Genomic DNA, 17,171 nt, shown 5'->3' with positions numbered 1-17,171 from the left:
ACTCGCAGAGCCTTACTCTAAGGTCAATCGAGTTCAGTTACAGGTAAACGAGCCATGAACAGCCCCCTTGCGATTGCCAATCCCCTTGCCGAAGATGATCCACGCTGGATTGCCGTGCTGGCTCGGGATGCCTCGGCAGATGAGCAGTTTGTCTATGCGGTGCGCACCACCGGCGTGTACTGCCGGCCCAGCAGCCTTTCCCGCTTGCCACGGCGGGAAAACGTCGTGTTTTTCGACTGCGCGGCCGATGCCGAAGCCGCCGGATATCGCCCGAGCAAACGCGCTGCGGCGGATCAAACCCTGGTTGCAGCACAGCACGCGGTGCTGGTCGCCAACGCTTGCCGCGCCATCGAACAGGCCGAACAGCTGCCGAGCCTCAAGCAGTTGGCTGAGGTCGGCGGACTGAGCCCTTATCATTTTCACCGGGTTTTCAAGGCAGTGACCGGCCTGACGCCCAAGGGCTATGCCAATGCGCATCGAGGCCAGAAAGTCCGGCAGAAATTGTCCGCCAGCGGCTCCATTACCGATGCGCTCTATGATGCGGGGTTCAACTCCAACAGCCGTTTCTATGAGGCATCCGGCACGCTATTGGGCATGAAACCCGGGCAGTATCGTGACGCAGGTGCCAATACTGAAATCCACTTTGCGGTGGGCGAATGTTCGCTGGGGGCGATTCTGGTCGCGCAAAGCGCCTTGGGCGTCTGCGCGATCCTGCTGGGTGAGGATCCGCACACCTTGATCGATGACTTTCAGCACCAGTTTCGCAACGCCACGCTGATTGGCGCCGACCCTGATTTTGAATTGCTGGTGGCCCAGGTCGTGGGTTTCGTCGAGGCCCCGTCCATGGGGCTTGATCTGCCGCTGGACTTGCGCGGCACAGCCTTTCAGCAGCGGGTCTGGAGCGCCTTGAAAGACATCCCGCCGGGCACTACGGCCAGCTATGCTGAAATAGCCCAGCGGATTGGCGCGCCCAAGTCATTTCGCGCCGTGGCTCAGGCATGCGGCGCCAATCGCCTGGCCGTGGCCATCCCTTGTCATCGGGTGGTACGCAGCGACGGCAATCTTTCAGGCTATCGCTGGGGTGTGGAACGCAAGCGGGAGTTGCTGGATCGGGAAGCCAAATCTACCCGGACGCCACCCATCAGCGTCTGACGTCGACCACCACCCTGCCCCGAACTTCGCCTTTGAGCAGTTTCGCGGCGGTTTCGATGGCTTCGCTCAAGCTGATTTCATGGCTGATCAGTGGTAGTAGCGACAGGTCCGGATCTCTGCCCAGTCGGTCCCAGGCTTCAATGCGGTCGGCCCGGGGCCGGGTCACGCTGTCGATACCCGCCAGGGTTACGCCGCGCAGGATGAAGGGTGCCACCGAACCGGGAAAGTCCATGCCTTGAGCAAGCCCGCAGGCTGCGACAGTACCGCGATAACGCATGGCGGCGCAGACGTTGGCCAGGGTGTGGCTGCCGATGGAATCGATGGCACCCGCCCAGCGTTCCTTGCTCAACGGCTTGCCCGGCTCGGACAACGTTGCACGGTCGATGACTTCAGCCGCTCCGAGTTCTTCAAGGTAAGCGCTCTCGTTCAAGCGTCCTGTGGAAGCAACGACTCGATAACCCAATCTGGCAAGAATCGCCACGGCAAAGCTGCCCACGCCGCCGTTGGCGCCAGTGACCAGAATGTCCCCCTTGTCGGGCGTTACGCCATTGTTCTCCAGTGCCATGACCGCCAGCATCGCGGTGTAGCCAGCGGTGCCGATGGCCATGGACTGGGCAGGCGTGAAAGCCTTCGGCAGCGGGATCAGCCATTGGCCTTGCAGACGTGCTTTTTCCGCCAGTCCACCCCAGTGCCCTTCACCCACACCCCAGCCGTTGAGCAGCACGGCGTCACCTATGGAGAAATCAGCATCGCTGCTGGCGCTGACCGTGCCGACCAGATCCACACCCGGCACCATGGGAAAGCTGCGCACGATGGGGCCTGTGCCGGTAATCGCCAGGGCGTCTTTATAGTTCAGCGTGCTGTAGGAAACGTCGACGCTGACGTCACCCTGAGGTAGCGAATCTTCGTTAAGCTTCGCCAGGGAAACGCGGTAACCCGCCATATCGCGGCTTGCCGGGTCGTCTTTCTCGATCAAGATGCCTCTGAACTCAGTGCCGTTGACCATGGTGCCTCCTGTTTAGACCGATCGTCTATAAATGCGCCGAAAGAATCACTGCGGCAGTCCGCGCAGAAATCCGCTGATGAATGTATTAAGGGGAGCATCGCTTTTGACCAGTCGGGCGCGCAGCACCGCCCCTTCCCAGCCGATCCAGAAAAACGCGGCCAATTCGTCGCAGTCAGCGTTTTTGGCAAGTTCTCCGGCCCGTTGAGCCTCTCGCAGGCATTGGCTCAAACGCGCTTGCCAGGAGAGAAAGATCGTTTCGAGCGTTTCTCGAAAACCTTCGGGGAGCATGCCGACTTCCTGCCCCAGATTGCCCACCATGCAGCCACGGCGATAGTCATGCCTGGCCATTCCCGCCTTGGCGTTCTGCACGAACCCCACCAGTCGCTCCAGCGGAGTCAGGGATTCATTGAGCAGCCAGCGATCGAGCATTTGCGCGAAATATTCGGCGTAGTTGTCCAGCACCGCGCGCCCGAACGCTTCCTTACTCTCGAAGTAGTGATAGAACGAACCTTTCGGCACGCCCACCTGCTTGAGAATGTAATCAATGCCAGTCGCCATGAAACCCTGTTCGGTGAGCACTTCTGTGCCGCAGCGGATCAGGGCCGCGCGGGTTTCGAAGTTTTCCCGATCCACCTTGGGCGGACGGCCTGGGCGGCGGGTTTTCCGAGCTTCGGTGTTGTGAGCTTCTGTGGTCATGGGCTGGATATTAGACCGATCGTCTTTTATGTCAATACGCCCTTTGCTTCGGTTGCCAAACAGCCGAAATCCACGCTCAATAGTGACTTCACATTCGCGCGCAACGGAGCACACATGACTGCCTGGCCTGATCGTCGCATTCTTGAACTGTTCGATATTCAGCTTCCGATTCTGCAAGCTCCGATGGCGGGTGCCAGTGGTTCGGCGCTGGCAATTGCGGTGGGCAACGCAGGAGGTCTGGCCTCATTGCCCTGCGCGATGTTGAGTCACCAACAGATTCGCGATGAAGTCGCGCTTTTTCGCCAGCACTGCCAGGCGCCGTTGAATCTCAATTTTTTCTGTCACCAACCGCCTGCCGATGACCCGCAACGAGTCGCTGGCTGGAAAGATGCCTTACGGCCCTACTATCAGGAACTGGGCGCCGATTTTACCGCGCCCTCGCCGGTTTCCAGCCGCGCCCCGTTTGATCCCGCCAGCTGTGAACTGGTGGAAGAGCTCAAGCCAGAGGTGGTCAGTTTCCATTTCGGGCTGCCGGATGCCGCGCTGCTGGCACGCGTCAAAGCCAGTGGCGCCAAAGTGATTTCATCGGCAACCACCGTCGCCGAGGCGATCTGGCTGGAACAGCACGGGTGCGACGCCATCATCGCCATGGGCTATGAAGCTGGCGGGCATCGCGGCATGTTCCTGAGCGAAGATTTGTACTCGCAAGTGGGTACTCTGGCCCTGGTGCCGCAAATCGTCGACGCCGTGAGTCTGCCGGTCATCGCTGCCGGCGGGATTGCCGATGGTCGTACGATGGCGGCGGCCTTCATCCTGGGTGCGTCGGCGGTGCAAGTGGGTACGGCTTATCTGTTCTGCCCGGAGGCCACCACCAACAAACTGCATCGGGAAGCACTGCGCACCGCCGACGAAAGCCAGACCGCCCTCACCAATATCTTCACCGGGCGTCCTGCACGCGGCATCGTAAACCGCGTAATGCGTGAGCTGGGTCCCATGAGTACGATTGCGTCTGCATTTCCGCTTGCAGGCGGTCCGTTGATTCCACTGCGGGCCATTGCCGAACCCCAGGGCAATCCTGACTTCATGAGCCTCTGGGCGGGACAAGCCGTGGGCATCAAACATCAATACTCGGCCGCGCAGCTAACCCAGACCATGGCGCAGCAGGCGCTGGAAAAGCTTGTAAGCCGTTGAAACTCCGCTTCCCCTGATACGACCTGACGCTATATATTTCGATATATAGCGAATGGCCGGTAGTATCCGGCCAGTCATTCATCGTGTCTCTGCCTTCGGAGCTGTTCAATGGGTTTTTCCTCCACGCGTGTTGCGTTCAAGTCCCTGACCGGCATGGTTGCCGCACTGGCAATGGGCAGTGTTTTCGCGGATGAGGTACAAGTGGCCGTAGCTGCCAACTTCACCGCGCCCATCCAGGCCATTGCCAAGGATTTCGAACACGACACCGGCCACAAGCTGGTGGCCTCTTTCGGTGCAACCGGGCAGTTCTATACCCAGATCAAGAACGGTGCGCCTTTCGAAGTGTTTCTCTCTGCCGACGACACCACGCCTGCCAAGCTTGAACAGGAAGGCGAAAGCGTCAAGGGTTCACGCTTCACCTACGCAGTCGGCACCCTGGCGCTGTGGTCGGCCAAGGAAGGTTATGTCGACAACAAAGGTGAAGTGCTCAAGGGCAATAAGTTCGAACATCTGTCCATCGCTAATCCCAAGGTCGCGCCTTATGGTCTGGCGGCGACTCAAGTGCTCGACAAGTTGGGCCTGACCGACGCCACCAAGCCGAAAATCGTTGAAGGCCAGAGCATCACGCAGGCGTACCAATTCGTCTCCACCGGCAATGCCGAGGTGGGTTTCGTTGCGCTCTCGCAGATTTTCAAGGATGGCAAACTCACCAGCGGTTCGGCCTGGATCGTACCGGCCGACCTGCATGATCCTATCAAGCAGGACGCCGTCATCCTGAACAAAGGCAAGGACAACGCAGCCGCCAAGGCGTTGATCGAATACCTCAAGGGCCCGAAAGCCGCGGCCGTAATCAAGTCGTTCGGGTACCAGTTGTAAATGCCACTGGACGCCTCTGACCTTGCTGCTATCTGGCTGACGCTGAAACTGGCGTCGCTGACCACGGTAATTTTGCTGGTGATCGGCACGCCCATTGCGCTGTGGCTGGCGCATACCCGCTCGTGGCTCAAAGGCCCGATCGGGGCGATTGTCGCGCTGCCGCTGGTATTGCCACCGACGGTCATTGGCTTCTATCTGCTGCTACTGCTGGGGCCCAATGGTGCCGTGGGTCAGCTCACCCAGCACCTGGGCATTGGCACACTGACCTTCAGCTTCCCGGGGCTGGTGATCGGTTCGGTGTTGTACTCCATGCCGTTCGTGGTGCAGCCGCTGCAAAACGCCTTCGCGGCGATTGGCCCACGGCCTCTGGAAGTGGCCGCTACCCTGCGGGCCAATCCATGGGACACCTTCTTCAGTGTGGTTTTGCCCTTGGCCAAACCAGGCTTCATCACCGGCGCCATTCTTGGATTTGCCCACACGGTCGGCGAATTTGGCGTGGTATTGATGATTGGCGGCAATATTCCCGAGAAAACCCGTGTGGTCTCCGTGCAAATCTTCGATCACGTTGAATCCATGGAATACCTGCAAGCCCACTGGCTGGCGGGCGCCATGGTGGTGTTCTCATTTCTGGTTCTTCTGGCGCTCTACTCCAGCGGCAAGACCAAATCCGGCTGGAGCTGACCGATGACGTCGCAAATACAGGTGCGCTTGCAGGTTGCCTACCCGGAGTTTTCCGTAGACGTGGATTTGGCCCTGCCGGGCAAAGGCGTCACCGCGCTTTACGGTCATTCCGGTTCAGGCAAGACCACTTGCCTGCGCTGCATTGCCGGTCTCGAAAAAGCCCAAAGCGGTTACATAAAAATCAACGGCGAAGTCTGGCAGGACAGCGTCAACGGCGTGTTTCTTCCTCCGCATAAACGGGCACTGGGTTATGTGTTTCAGGAGGCAAGCCTGTTTGCGCATCTGTCGGTGCAGGACAATCTCGAATTCGGCATGCGGCGGATCCGCAAAGCAGAGCGCCGCATCGACCTGACTCAAGCCACGCAGCTATTGGGCATTGAACATCTGCTGGAACGTCGGCCTGACAAACTTTCCGGAGGTGAACGGCAGCGAGTCGGCATTGCCCGGGCGCTGTTGACCAGCCCTCGCCTGCTGCTGCTCGACGAGCCGTTGGCCGCATTGGACGCCAAACGCAAAGGTGACATCCTGCCGTATCTGGAGCGCCTGCATGACGAGCTGGACATCCCCTTGCTCTATGTCAGCCACTCCCAGGATGAGGTCGCGCGTCTGGCCGATCATCTGGTGTTACTCAGCGAAGGTCGAGTCTTGGCCAGCGGGCCAATTGGCGAAACCCTGGCCAGGCTCGACCTGCCGCTGGCCATGGGCGACGACGCGGGCGTGGTCGTTCAGGGCTCAGTCAGCGCCTATGATGCCGACTACCAATTGCTCAGCCTGCGCCTGCCCGGCAGCGATCTTGTGATGCGCGTCGCCCATACGCCTCTGGCGACCGGCACGTCGCTGCGTTTCAAGATCCAGGCCCGTGACGTCAGCCTCACTCGGCAACCGGACGAGCACAGCAGTATCCTCAATCGCTTGCCTGTCACGGTGATCAGCGAAGTTGCTGCGGACAATGCTGCACATGTGTTGGTACGTCTCGATGCTGCCGGCACGCCATTACTCGCGCGAATCACCCGTTATTCTCGCGACCAGTTGCAGCTGTCTGCAGGCCAGCAGCTATGGGCACAAATCAAATCGGTAGCAGTGCTTGCCTGATCAAGCGGATCCTCGGGCATTGCAAATAGTCGGCACCACTGGGCAGGGCTGCGGTCAATGGATTTAACTGCCCTACGGACCGATTGCCATGCCCGACACCACCGTCATCGCACAACTTCCCTCTGACCTGCACTACGTTGAAGATACCCAGGTTGGCCTGAGCCGGAAGATCCTGCGGGGCAAATTCGTCTATTTCGATGCGCAAGGCCAGCGGATCAAAGATGAAGCCGAAATCACACGCATCAATGCGCTGGTGATTCCGCCCGCCTACACCGATGTGTGGATCTGCGCCGACCCGCAGGGTCATCTGCAAGCGACCGGGCGCGACGCACGGGGGCGCAAACAATATCGCTATCACCCGCGCTGGCGGGAAGTTCGTGATCAGAACAAGTATTCACGCATGGTCGAGTTCGGTCTGGCGTTGCCCAAGGTGCGCAAGAAAATCGAGGCGCAACTCGCGCAGCCGGGTATTGGCCGGGACAAGGTGATGGCGACGGTTATTTCACTGCTCGATGCAACCCTGATTCGCATCGGCAACAGTCAATATGCACGGGACAATCGTTCGTATGGACTAACCACCCTGCGCAACAAACACGTTGCCGTACGCGGCAATTCGATCCTCTTCGAGTTTCGTGGCAAGAGTGGCGTGGAGCATAAGATCAGTGTGACGGACCGGCGGCTGGCCAGGGTTATAAAGCGCTGCATGGAACTGCCGGGGCAGAACCTGTTTCAGTACCTGGACGATAACGGCGAGCGACATACCGTGAGTTCATCGGACATCAATGCGTATCTGCAAAGCCTGACCGGCGCAGATTTCACCGCCAAGGACTATCGCACCTGGGCAGGCAGCGCATTGGCCCTGGCGACATTGCGCAAGCTTGATTGGGAGCCGGAGGCTGATGCGAAGAAACATATTGTCGACATGGTGAAGGCGGTTTCCCGACAGCTGGGCAATACACCTGCCATTTGTCGCAAGTGCTATATCCATCCCGCAGTCATGGAAGGTTTTCTACAGGGAGAGCTCGCCAAACTGCCGCGCAGCCGACAGCGCAAGGGGCTGCGCGCCGAAGAGGTTGCGCTGGCAGGTTTTCTGCAAAACCTTATGGATAAAGCCGCAGCGCTGGTTGCGCAGGATGACTGAGCGCGGAGCCTGTGTACCGCTGCCGGTGAGTGGTTTGCATCCGCTCACTGGCCAGTTGGTTGGTTTTTCATTATTTCCTGACACGGTCTCGCCACACATCAGGCGCCGACGTTGCTCTGCTTGACGTTGACGTCATAGGTATTGGACAACTCCTCGATCGTGGCAATGAAATGCTTGACCGCGTGCTGGACCTCAGTGAGTAGAACATCGGATTGCGCAGCAGGATTGTCGAACCGGCTGAACAGGTTGTCGACGCCAAGTCCCGTGGCGCGGCGACTGGTCAATACATACAAGACGTCTACACCAATGCTCGCCAGCGCTGCCAGATAGTCAGCCTTGGGCACGCGTTCACCACTTTCGTACTTGCCTTGAGCATTCGCAGCCACCCCGCCCAGCTGGCCCATTTCCCGCTGGGACAAGCCCAGGCGCTTGCGCTCTTCTCTCAGTCTTGTGCCTATTTCACTCATGGAACTGGATACTCCCGCCATCACGAGTCGCAAGTTTCTCAAAAAAACCGGCGGATTAAAACGGTCTGTTGGGCTTTCCAGATACCAAACATTACCGTAGGACCATTCGTACTTGGCAATAAGCCATTTCCTACGCTACAACAGTAGTGTCGGCTGTTCCAGCGCCCAACCCTTCACATTTTTCTGGCGGCGAGCGAGCCGTTAGTTGCTGTCATAAATAAAGGGCTATTGAAACTTAAAACTTGATAAACGTAGTTTATCGCTCCAAGGAAAGCTTGTGACTGAACGCCCTATTATCTTTAGTGCCCCCATGGTCAATGCGATTCTGGCAGGCAAAAAAAACGTAACTCGTCGCATCGTTAAATTCCCTCTGCGGCGCCTGGTTGAGAAGGATCAGGCCGGGCCTGAGGCGCACTGCGCAAGCGGTATGCAACAGGGATCAAGCGATAGCCCGGCTCAACTTGATCTGAAAAGTGATTACGCGGAAGGCACCGCAGAGCTTTGTCCTTATGGCCAACCGGGCACCACGCTCTGGCTCAAGGAGGCTTTTTACGCTTTTGGTCGATGGGAAATGCATCCCAATAAAAAAAGCGGCCGTAATGACTGGCGCTTTATCGATATGACCCTCGAATCCGGCCGCGATTATTGCGTTAGCGAACCGGCGAACTACATCAAGACCTCACGCACCGATCCTGCCCCGACGTGGTGGCTGCGGCCCAGTCTGTTCATGCCCCGACGCGCTTCACGGGTTGACCTGGAGGTCACTGATGTACGCATCGAGCGCTTGCGTGACATCACCGATGAACAGGCGCGAGCGGAGGGTTTTTCACCCATGCACGACGGTGTCCACACGTATTTCGTCAATCACCTTCCCCATCCCAGCACCGGCATGAGTATCACGGCGGTGATTGCGTTCGCTCTGTATTGGCAACGCTTGCATGGCAATGATTCATGGAATGAAAATCCCTGGGTCTGGGTGGTGAGTTTTCGCAGGCTGGACAAGTCGACCAAGACGTAGTGTGCCCCTGAGGTCGCAGATATGGACTGAACGATCCGGCCCGTTGCCGGATCGTAGTCATATCCACTCAAGGAGACATTTCCGATGGCACATGACAAACGCACTGTTCGCGGCGACAACATCAACGACCCCGATGCAAGCCCGGCCGACATCGCTGATCACCAACAACGCACCGAGGAAACCCGCCACGAGGAAGAGCAAACCGGCGGCGATCACGATGACCAGGGCCATACCCCTAAAGTGCCGGATTCGGCCGGCCCTCGCTGAGCGGTCCCTCTCGCACATACACTGACGTTCGGGGTTTCGCCCGTTTATTAATTTGTACAAGGCTGGACGATGACTTCACAGCGCAATACGCCAGACAACCACGCCCTGTCTCCTCTGGCGATAGCGAATCACACAGGCTTCGTCCGGGTGCGGGGCGCGCGCGAGCACAATCTGAAGAACGTCGATGTCGATATACCCCGTGATGCACTGGTGGTGTTCACCGGCGTCTCGGGGTCCGGCAAATCGTCATTGGCCTTCTCGACCTTGTATGCCGAGGCACAGCGTCGTTACTTCGAATCGGTGGCGCCGTATGCCAGGCGCTTGATTGATCAGGTCGGCGTGCCGGATGTGGATTCCATCGAAGGGTTGCCGCCCGCTGTGGCGCTGCAGCAACAACGAGGTTCGCCCAGCGCCCGGTCTTCAGTGGGCAGTGTGACAACGCTTTCAAGCTTGATTCGCATGCTCTACTCCCGTGCCGGCAGTTATCCACCCGGCCAACCGATGCTCTACGCCGAGGATTTTTCACCTAATACCCCGCAGGGTGCGTGTCCGCAATGCCACGGGCTGGGCCGGGTTTACGAAGTTACAGAGCAAACGATGGTGCCAGATGACTCGCTGACTATTCGCCAGCGCGCCATCGCCTCGTGGCCGACCGCGTGGCAGGGCCAGAACCTGCGCGACATTCTCGTCACCATGGGTTACGACGTGGATATTCCGTGGCGCGAGCTGCCTAAAAAACAGCGCGACTGGATTCTGTTTACCGACGAGCAGCCAACGGTTCCGGTCTACGCAGGCCTGACGCCGGAAGAAACCCGAGTCGCGCTCAAACGCAAACTCGAGCCGAGCTATCAAGGGACGTTTACCGGCGCCCGGCGCTATGTGCTGCACACGTTCAGCCATTCGCAAAGCGCGCTGATGAAGAAGCGTGTGGCGCAATTCATGATCGGCAGCCCGTGCTCGCTGTGTGACGGTAAACGCCTCACCCGCGCGGCGCTGTCGGTCACCTTTGCCGGCCTGGATATCGGCGAGCTGTCGCGGATGCCGTTATTGCAGCTGGCTCAGGTGTTGAAGCCGGTGGCTGACGAGAAATTCCTGGCCCAGAACCTCGGCGAAGGTGAAGCCCTTACTCCCGAGGAGTCCAAACGGACCCGTAAACAGCGCGCTGCCCAAGGCAAATCTGACCACTCGGCGGCCCCGGACGTAAGACTGACGCCCAGCCTTTCCATCGAAAAGCGTCTGGCGGCGCAACGTATTGCCGAGGATCTGCTGGCCAGAGTCAGCACCCTGACCGAACTGGGCCTAGGTTATCTTTCCCTGGATCGCAGCACCCCGACGCTGTCATCCGGAGAATTGCAGCGCCTGCGCCTGGCCACCCAACTGGGCTCGCAACTGTTTGGCGTGATCTATGTGCTCGATGAGCCGTCCGCAGGCTTGCACCCGGCTGACGGCGAAGCGTTGTTCAGCGCTCTGCAACGTCTGAAGGCCGCGGGCAACTCGTTATTTGTCGTGGAACATGATCTGGAAACCATGCGCAGGGCCGACTGGCTCATAGATGTCGGCCCGGCTGCGGGTGAACAAGGTGGACGTATTCTATACAGCGGCCCTCCTGCGGGGCTTGTCGAAGTCGAGGCCTCGCAGACTCGGCTGCACCTGTTTGCCGAGCACCAACCCCAGGCCCACGCCAGACGCGAACCTTCAGGCTGGTTACGCCTGGAAGGTATTACGCGAAATAACCTGAACGACCTCAGTGCCGAATTCCCGCTTGGCTGCTTTACCGCAGTGACGGGAATTTCAGGCTCTGGAAAATCCAGCCTGGTCAGTCACGCACTCCTGGAACTGGTAGGCGCGTATCTGGGGCGTCCCGCTCAGGATCAAGCCCAGGAAACACCCAGCCTTGAAGATGACGCACCGCAAACCAGCGACGGCAGAGTCATCGAAGGGCTTGAAGGGATTCGTCGTCTGGTGCAGGTCGATCAGAAACCGATCGGGCGTACGCCACGCTCCAATCTGGCGACGTATACGGGGTTGTTTGATCAGGTCCGGAAAATCTTTGCTGCAACACCCCAGGCTCGACGCGAAGGGTACGATGCCGGTCAGTTTTCCTTTAACGTCGCCAAGGGCCGCTGCCCCATCTGTGAAGGAGAAGGCTTTGTCAGCGTTGAATTGCTGTTCATGCCCAGCGTCTACGCGCCCTGCCCGACGTGTCATGGCGCCCGCTATAACCCGCAGACGCTGACGGTGACCTGGCAAGGGCTGAACATCGCGCAGGTCCTGCAACTGACTGTCGACCAGGCTGTGATTCAGTTCGCGGGTGAGCCGACAGTGCTTCGCGCCCTCGAAGTGCTGCGCGATATCGGCCTGGGCTATCTTCGATTAGGCCAGCCGGCAACTGAATTGTCCGGTGGCGAAGCGCAGCGCATCAAACTGGCAACCGAGTTGCAGCGCACGCAACGCGGCGCGACGTTATACGTTCTGGATGAACCCACCACAGGTCTTCACCCAACCGACGTTGATCGGCTGCTCATACAACTCAACACGCTGGTGGATGCCGGCAATACCGTAATCGTGGTCGAACACGAGATGCGTGTCGTTGCGCAGAGTGATTGGGTCATCGATATAGGCCCGGGTGCGGGTGACGAAGGTGGCCGCATCGTTGCCAGCGGCACTCCGGCAACCGTAGCCAAGGTCAAGAAAAGTCGTACCGCGCCATTTCTCAAGCCTTTGCTGGGTCACTAACGGGTGGATTTGCCGGCCGCCATTGAAGGCGGTTGGCCGTTCAGTTAAGCATCAATGCCAGCATTTCAGGTATTCCATCTGATCGGACATGCCTTGCGATCAGTTGGTGGTAAAGTGGCGGCCTGTACAGTGGTAGCCATCAGGACGCCACTACGCGCAGTGTATTTTTGAGGTTCACGGCATGCGTTTTATCTTTCCTACATTGGCACTGAGTTTTCTGATCACCCAAGGCGCGATGGCGGCCGGCGACGGTACTGCAGCGATTGGCGGCGGCCTGGGCGGCGCGTTGGGTAATGTCATTGGGCAACAAATGGGTGGCAGCACCGGCGCGGCAGTAGGTGCTGGCGTCGGCGGCGCTGCAGGCAGTGCAGTAGGCGCACGCAAAGGCAGCAAGACTGAGGCTGCCATTGGTGGCGGCATCGGTTCTGCCGGCGGTTCGTTGATTGGCAACCAATTGGGCGGCAGCACTGGCTCCACCATCGGCGCTGGCCTGGGTGGCGCGGCAGGCGGCGCAGTGGGTAACAACCTCGGTAGCAGTGGCAACGACAAAAGCCACTCCCGTAAGCACAAGAACAAGCGTAATCATCGTCGCAACTGATCGGTAGCTTGTCCGCTCCGGCCCTCCGGAGCGGCACCCGCGATGCATCCAAATGCACACTCTCACGCAGTTAGCGCATCCGAACGGAAAGTTCACTTCTATGCTCGCTCTGCGCTGCGATAATAGTTTATAACGCCACTAAGTCTCTTTAACGCCCACGCTAGAGAGCTTCTCTACGTTTATTGCCGACGGCGCGTGCAGCCTTTGCCTGCCAACGCTGTTTACTCAAAAAACATGCCTTGCTAAGTTATCAACAAATGGCTTGGACTTATGGCATGATTTCATTAGTATCAGCTTATCTGGCAAAGGCGCTTCGCGCTCGCCTGCATGATTACAGAGTTCGGTGCAAGTTTCTCAAGAATGGAACATTGGAGTTGGTGTTAACTCATGTTAACAGTCAGGAGACATATGCTATTTCAGGGGTCGCTAGAATGAACTACTTCAACCCGCTTACCGTGAACCGGTTGGCGAGCTTCCTACTGTCCGAAATTGACACATGTCGAACTTTAAACCTTCTGAGCCCTGGCTCACGACCTGCAACCAACCAGAGGAAAACCGAGCACTGCTCTGTTAAAAAATCAAGCCTCGCTGCGCGCACTTCATTGCTCATTGTATGAACACTTTGCATGTCAGGCTGCGCGACGAGCGAATCAGGATCGGCATGCCTCAGTACTCATTTGCGGCGATAGGCGGTGTCAAACCTAACGCGCAGGTCAAGTATGAAAGTGGCCGTCGGCTGCCGCGTGGTGATTACCTGGCCGCGATAGCGAGCACCGGAATTGACTTGCTGTTCATTCTTACAGGAAAGCGATCAGTCGGACTGTCGCAACTCGTCAGCCACGAACGTGTATTCATCGCGGCCTATCGGAATATAGGCGGCGTCGACAAACAACTCATGGATCATCTTTTAATCCGGCTAAATGGCTTTTTAGATGGCAGCCCTGAAGCGCGTAAAGTTGCGCTCCATAACGGGGTCGATGCAGCAAGAATGTTCAATGGATAACAATTAAGCACAGGCAATGCCTTTCGTACTCTAAGGAAGAGGAGTCGTTATGAAGCTGCTGTCCAACCACCAAATAGGCAATGTTCTCGAAACCCGACTTCGCGATTACAAAGTGTCGTGTAAGGAAACTGATATAAACGTGATCTCGTTAGTGTTAACGCACACTTACACGCATGCTGTCTATGGTGTTTCGGGTGTCCGACCGGCGGATTATAGAGGACCTTACGGAGCAACCATTCTGGCTAAAACATTGTTGGAAGCCATCGAGAGAGAGAGTGTTGGATATGACGCGGGGGATGGGAAAGTCATATCAATCGTGCGCCCTGCCGAACGGCAGCCTTCTCGACGCAACCTGACTGTATTGAAGCTGCTCGCCGGACAATGAGGACGGCTCATGTCTGGCGTGATGACAGGCCCCGCTTGAATCGGGGCCTTGGAGGACAAACGCTTATTTTCGGGCGATGAGCCCGATAGTGAATCCTGTCACCGAGGCAATTTTCCCACGCCAGAGAACGCCTTCTGCGCAGATAGGGTTCTGCTCGTTTGAGTAAGTCTTGCAGTCCTTCAAATGAATGAAGTGGAACTCCGGGGTATCGTCCGAGGATTCACCTGGGCGAAACGACAGAATCATTTCCTTCATGGAAGCTTCGGTACCGTTGTTGAACTGAGCGAAAGGCGCAGAAATATCGGCTGCCAATTGCTCAAAGTACGCATCATGGGAAATCAGCTGACCTGAGACGAGATTGCCACCGACGGTTAACGTGATGCCCATCTCGACCTTGGTGTTTGCAACAAATTTGACCAGCCACTGCAGCAGCCAATCAATTTGTTTGCCCTGCCACTTCAAATGCGAAAGCGCGTCCTCAATTTCACCGCTGGCTGACGTGTCCGACTGCTGGTTCTGGCGTGCGTCTGTCATTGTTGCCTCCGTGCTACACAAAATGGAGCTCAAGCTATACAGCACCGAGACCCAAAACAAAACAGCGCAATGTCCGTGCCGACAAGAGGAATTGAATGTGCGTTATCAGACGCAGGTCACGCTTTCATCTGCGTGCCTTTCATGGGGGAACCGCGTAGAGCCATGATTCTCAAGCTTTTTATTTTGGTGGCCAAGCAAGATTCTGTTTCACATAAGGGGTTTGCAAGCTTGCTTCGAGGAAGCTGGATGTATATCCTCGCTGCTCTTCAGCAAGACCGCCCCGATGGCGAAATTGGTAGACGCAAGGGACTTAAAATCCCTCGTTCTAGGACGTGCCGGTTCGACCCCGGCTCGGGGCACCATCTTATACAGCAAGGGTCTACCGCGATTATCGGGTAGGCCCTTTTTGTTTATCCGATCCGTGCAATCAGCTCTGCTGCGCCAATATCACCGCCAGTAACCCGGGAAATCGACTGTCCAGCTCTTCTCTGCGCAGTGAGTTCATGTGGGTGGTTCCGACGCTCTGGGTTCTGACCAGACCGGCATCGCGCAATACACGAAAGTGATGGGACATGCTGGACTTGGGTCTTCCCCCGTCCAGCTCACCACAACTGGCGTCGATGACCTGGCCGAGGTGGCGAACGATTTCAAGGCGCACGGGATCACTCAGGGCATAGAAGACCCGTTCGAGGCTGAAATCACTGACTGGCGGATGTTTGAATGGTCGCATGGGCGGATCATACACAAGGGTTTGCCAGACAGCCATTGTTCGAATAGTATCGAACAAACGAATTTGCAATTGACCTGAGGTCTGACCATGTCTGCTTTGTTCCAACCCTACACCCTCAAAGACGTCACGCTGCGCAATCGCATTGCCGTGCCGCCCATGTGCCAGTACACCGCTGTCGATGGCTTGATCAACGAATGGCATCAAGTGCACTTGGCAGCCATCGCTCGCGGCGGCGCGGGTCTGGTTATCGTAGAAGCTACGGCGGTCGCCCCTGAAGGTCGCATTACGCCGGGCTGCACCGGCATCTGGAATGACGAACTGGCCCAGGCGTTCGTGCCGGTGGTGCAAGCCATCAAGGCAGCCGGATCGGTGCCAGGCATCCAGATCGCCCACGCCGGTCGCAAGGCCAGCGCCAACCGCCCATGGGAAGGCGACGATCATATTGCCGCCGATGACGCGCGCGGCTGGGACACCATTGCGCCCTCTTCCATCGCTTTCGGTGGCAATCTGCCGAAACAACCCAAAGCGATGACCCTGGACGACATCGCCCGTGTTCGTGACGATTTCGTCGCAGCGGCACGTCGTGCGCGGGATGCGGGTTTCGAGTGGTTGGAGCTGCACTTCGCCCACGGATATCTGGCACAGACGTTCTTTTCCGAGCACTCCAATCATCGCGAAGACGCTTACGGCGGCAGTTTCGAAAACCGCAGCCGCTTCCTGCTGGAAACGCTGGCGGCAGTACGCGATGTCTGGCCGGAAAATCTGCCGTTGACCGCCCGCTTCGGTGTGCTTGAGTTCGATGGCCGCGACGAGCAAACCCTGGTGGAATCCATTGAATTGACCCGTCAGTTCAAAGCTGCCGGGCTGGACATGCTCAGCGTCAGCATCGGGTTCACGATCCCGGAAACCAATATTCCCTGGGCGCCTTCGTTCATGGGGCCGATTGCCGAACGCGTGCGTCGTGAGGCCGGTATTCCAGTGTCCTCGGCATGGGGTTTCGGCACTCCGGCAATCGCCGAGCAAGTAGTCAAGGACGGGCAACTGGATCTGGTCATGGTCGGCCGTGCTCACCTGGCCAACCCGCACTGGGCCTATTTCGCTGCCAAGGAGCTGGGTGTGGAACGCGCTTCCTGGACATTGCCAGCCCCTTACGCTCACTGGCTTGAACGTTACTGACAGTTAGCAACGTGTCTAGTCCTGAAATAGGTTTACACCTGTTTCAGGTCTCAATACGCCTTATCGAGGACAAGTCCTTTCTTATCAAACACGCACAACCGTTGAATTGAAATACTCGTTGGAGCGAGCGGGCGGCGTTCCGACTTGCCGGCGAATCAGACGCCTCGGTGACCCAGCGCTACCGCGTCATCGTTCTTCGCGGGCAAGCCTCGCTCCAACGGGTGCCGGGGTTTGCTGCGCGACAACGCGGCGTCGAAGACGGGGCGGAACCTCCCACAGGAATACGCGTTGCTTTGGTGGGAGAGGACTTGTCCTCGAAGGGATTGACAGGCAATGAAGTGCTGTCAGGCAGATTGAGGTTGGCCGGGCTGACTCATCGAGGACAAGTTCTCTCCCACAAAGGACGGGACAGCAATGTTCAG

General features: G+C 57.9%; 18 protein-coding genes and 1 tRNA gene. 14 read left to right on the top strand and 5 right to left on the bottom strand.

Annotated features, from left to right (window positions below):
• Positions 1-54 precede the first annotated feature (54 nt).
• Positions 55-1,152, top strand: a complete 1,098-nt coding sequence (gene ada / locus AFK24_RS24470; RefSeq protein WP_065835682.1) for a bifunctional DNA-binding transcriptional regulator/O6-methylguanine-DNA methyltransferase Ada — start codon at positions 55-57, stop codon at positions 1,150-1,152.
• Here the strand turns inward: ada and AFK24_RS24465 are convergent.
• Together AFK24_RS24465 and AFK24_RS24460 are read right to left on the bottom strand one after the other, a co-directional pair.
• Entirely contained in the window at positions 1,142-2,158 is a 1,017-nt protein-coding gene (locus AFK24_RS24465; protein ID WP_065835681.1) for an MDR family oxidoreductase, read from the bottom strand. The genes ada and AFK24_RS24465 overlap by 11 nt on opposite strands.
• Positions 2,159-2,203: 45 nt before the next feature.
• Positions 2,204-2,854 carry a TetR/AcrR family transcriptional regulator gene (locus tag AFK24_RS24460; protein ID WP_065835680.1) on the bottom strand — a complete coding sequence of 217 codons (651 nt, stop codon included), beginning with the start codon at positions 2,852-2,854 and terminating at the stop codon, positions 2,204-2,206.
• A gap of 114 nt (positions 2,855-2,968) precedes the next feature.
• Here AFK24_RS24460 and AFK24_RS24455 point away from each other — a divergent pair, with 114 nt between their 5' ends.
• The 5 genes from AFK24_RS24455 to AFK24_RS24435 all read left to right on the top strand — a co-directional run bounded on the left by AFK24_RS24455 (position 2,969) and on the right by AFK24_RS24435 (position 7,835).
• Positions 2,969-4,045, top strand: a complete 1,077-nt coding sequence (locus AFK24_RS24455; RefSeq protein WP_065835679.1) for an NAD(P)H-dependent flavin oxidoreductase — start codon at positions 2,969-2,971, stop codon at positions 4,043-4,045.
• 153 nt (positions 4,046-4,198) lie between these two features.
• Complete coding sequence (modA, locus tag AFK24_RS24450; protein WP_080482313.1) at positions 4,199-4,921, top strand: molybdate ABC transporter substrate-binding protein; 723 nt, start codon at positions 4,199-4,201, stop codon at positions 4,919-4,921.
• A complete protein-coding gene (gene modB, locus AFK24_RS24445; protein WP_065835677.1) occupies positions 4,922-5,602 on the top strand; it encodes a molybdate ABC transporter permease subunit in 681 nt (226 codons plus the stop codon).
• A 3-nt stretch (positions 5,603-5,605) separates the two neighbouring features.
• Entirely contained in the window at positions 5,606-6,694 is a 1,089-nt protein-coding gene (gene modC, locus AFK24_RS24440) for a molybdenum ABC transporter ATP-binding protein (RefSeq protein WP_065835676.1), read from the top strand.
• A gap of 88 nt (positions 6,695-6,782) precedes the next feature.
• Positions 6,783-7,835 (top strand): DNA topoisomerase IB, encoded by a 1,053-nt coding sequence (locus tag AFK24_RS24435; protein ID WP_065835675.1) that lies wholly within the window; start codon positions 6,783-6,785, stop codon positions 7,833-7,835.
• Positions 7,836-7,933: 98 nt separating this feature from the next.
• On the opposite strand, the gene AFK24_RS24430 is transcribed toward AFK24_RS24435, so the two are convergent.
• Entirely contained in the window at positions 7,934-8,302 is a 369-nt protein-coding gene (locus tag AFK24_RS24430) for a helix-turn-helix domain-containing protein (protein WP_065835674.1), read from the bottom strand.
• A gap of 277 nt (positions 8,303-8,579) precedes the next feature.
• Here AFK24_RS24430 and AFK24_RS24425 point away from each other — a divergent pair, with 277 nt between their 5' ends.
• The 6 genes from AFK24_RS24425 to AFK24_RS24400 all read left to right on the top strand — a co-directional run bounded on the left by AFK24_RS24425 (position 8,580) and on the right by AFK24_RS24400 (position 14,309).
• Positions 8,580-9,320 (top strand): hypothetical protein, encoded by a 741-nt coding sequence (locus AFK24_RS24425; RefSeq protein WP_139110571.1) that lies wholly within the window; start codon positions 8,580-8,582, stop codon positions 9,318-9,320.
• An 84-nt stretch (positions 9,321-9,404) separates the two neighbouring features.
• The gene (locus AFK24_RS24420; protein ID WP_065835672.1) at positions 9,405-9,587 is read left to right on the top strand and encodes a hypothetical protein; all 183 of its coding nucleotides are present in this window, start codon (positions 9,405-9,407) and stop codon (positions 9,585-9,587) included.
• Positions 9,588-9,656: 69 nt separating this feature from the next.
• Positions 9,657-12,323, top strand: coding sequence for an excinuclease ABC subunit UvrA (locus AFK24_RS24415; protein WP_065835671.1), 2,667 nt, complete (start codon positions 9,657-9,659; stop codon positions 12,321-12,323).
• Positions 12,324-12,504: 181 nt separating this feature from the next.
• Positions 12,505-12,921, top strand: a complete 417-nt coding sequence (locus AFK24_RS24410; RefSeq protein ID WP_065835670.1) for a glycine zipper domain-containing protein — start codon at positions 12,505-12,507, stop codon at positions 12,919-12,921.
• Positions 12,922-13,534: 613 nt separating this feature from the next.
• Positions 13,535-13,924: a helix-turn-helix domain-containing protein gene (locus AFK24_RS24405; RefSeq protein ID WP_065835669.1), complete on the top strand. Its 390-nt coding sequence runs from the start codon at positions 13,535-13,537 to the stop codon at positions 13,922-13,924.
• Positions 13,925-13,973: 49 nt separating this feature from the next.
• A complete protein-coding gene (locus AFK24_RS24400) occupies positions 13,974-14,309 on the top strand; it encodes a hypothetical protein (RefSeq protein WP_065835668.1) in 336 nt (111 codons plus the stop codon).
• Positions 14,310-14,372: 63 nt separating this feature from the next.
• On the opposite strand, the gene gvpU is transcribed toward AFK24_RS24400, so the two are convergent.
• The gene (gvpU, locus tag AFK24_RS24395; RefSeq protein ID WP_065835667.1) at positions 14,373-14,843 is read right to left on the bottom strand and encodes a gas vesicle accessory protein GvpU; all 471 of its coding nucleotides are present in this window, start codon (positions 14,841-14,843) and stop codon (positions 14,373-14,375) included.
• Positions 14,844-15,120: 277 nt separating this feature from the next.
• Here gvpU and AFK24_RS24390 point away from each other — a divergent pair.
• A tRNA-Leu gene (locus AFK24_RS24390) sits at positions 15,121-15,205 on the top strand.
• A gap of 65 nt (positions 15,206-15,270) precedes the next feature.
• On the opposite strand, the gene AFK24_RS30195 is transcribed toward AFK24_RS24390, so the two are convergent.
• Entirely contained in the window at positions 15,271-15,573 is a 303-nt protein-coding gene (locus AFK24_RS30195; RefSeq protein ID WP_080482285.1) for an ArsR/SmtB family transcription factor, read from the bottom strand.
• Between the two features lie 87 nt (positions 15,574-15,660).
• On the opposite strand from AFK24_RS30195, the gene AFK24_RS24380 reads away from it, so the two are divergent.
• Positions 15,661-16,749 (top strand): NADH:flavin oxidoreductase/NADH oxidase, encoded by a 1,089-nt coding sequence (locus AFK24_RS24380; protein WP_065835665.1) that lies wholly within the window; start codon positions 15,661-15,663, stop codon positions 16,747-16,749.
• Positions 16,750-17,171: the final 422 nt, after the last annotated feature.

The sequence above is a fragment of the Pseudomonas syringae genome, assembly GCF_001698815.1.
In the GTDB taxonomy this organism is placed as follows: Bacteria; Pseudomonadota; Gammaproteobacteria; order Pseudomonadales; family Pseudomonadaceae; genus Aquipseudomonas; species Aquipseudomonas syringae_A.
Note: the sequence above shows the minus strand (reverse complement) of the source record. Positions and strands in the feature narration are given on the sequence as shown.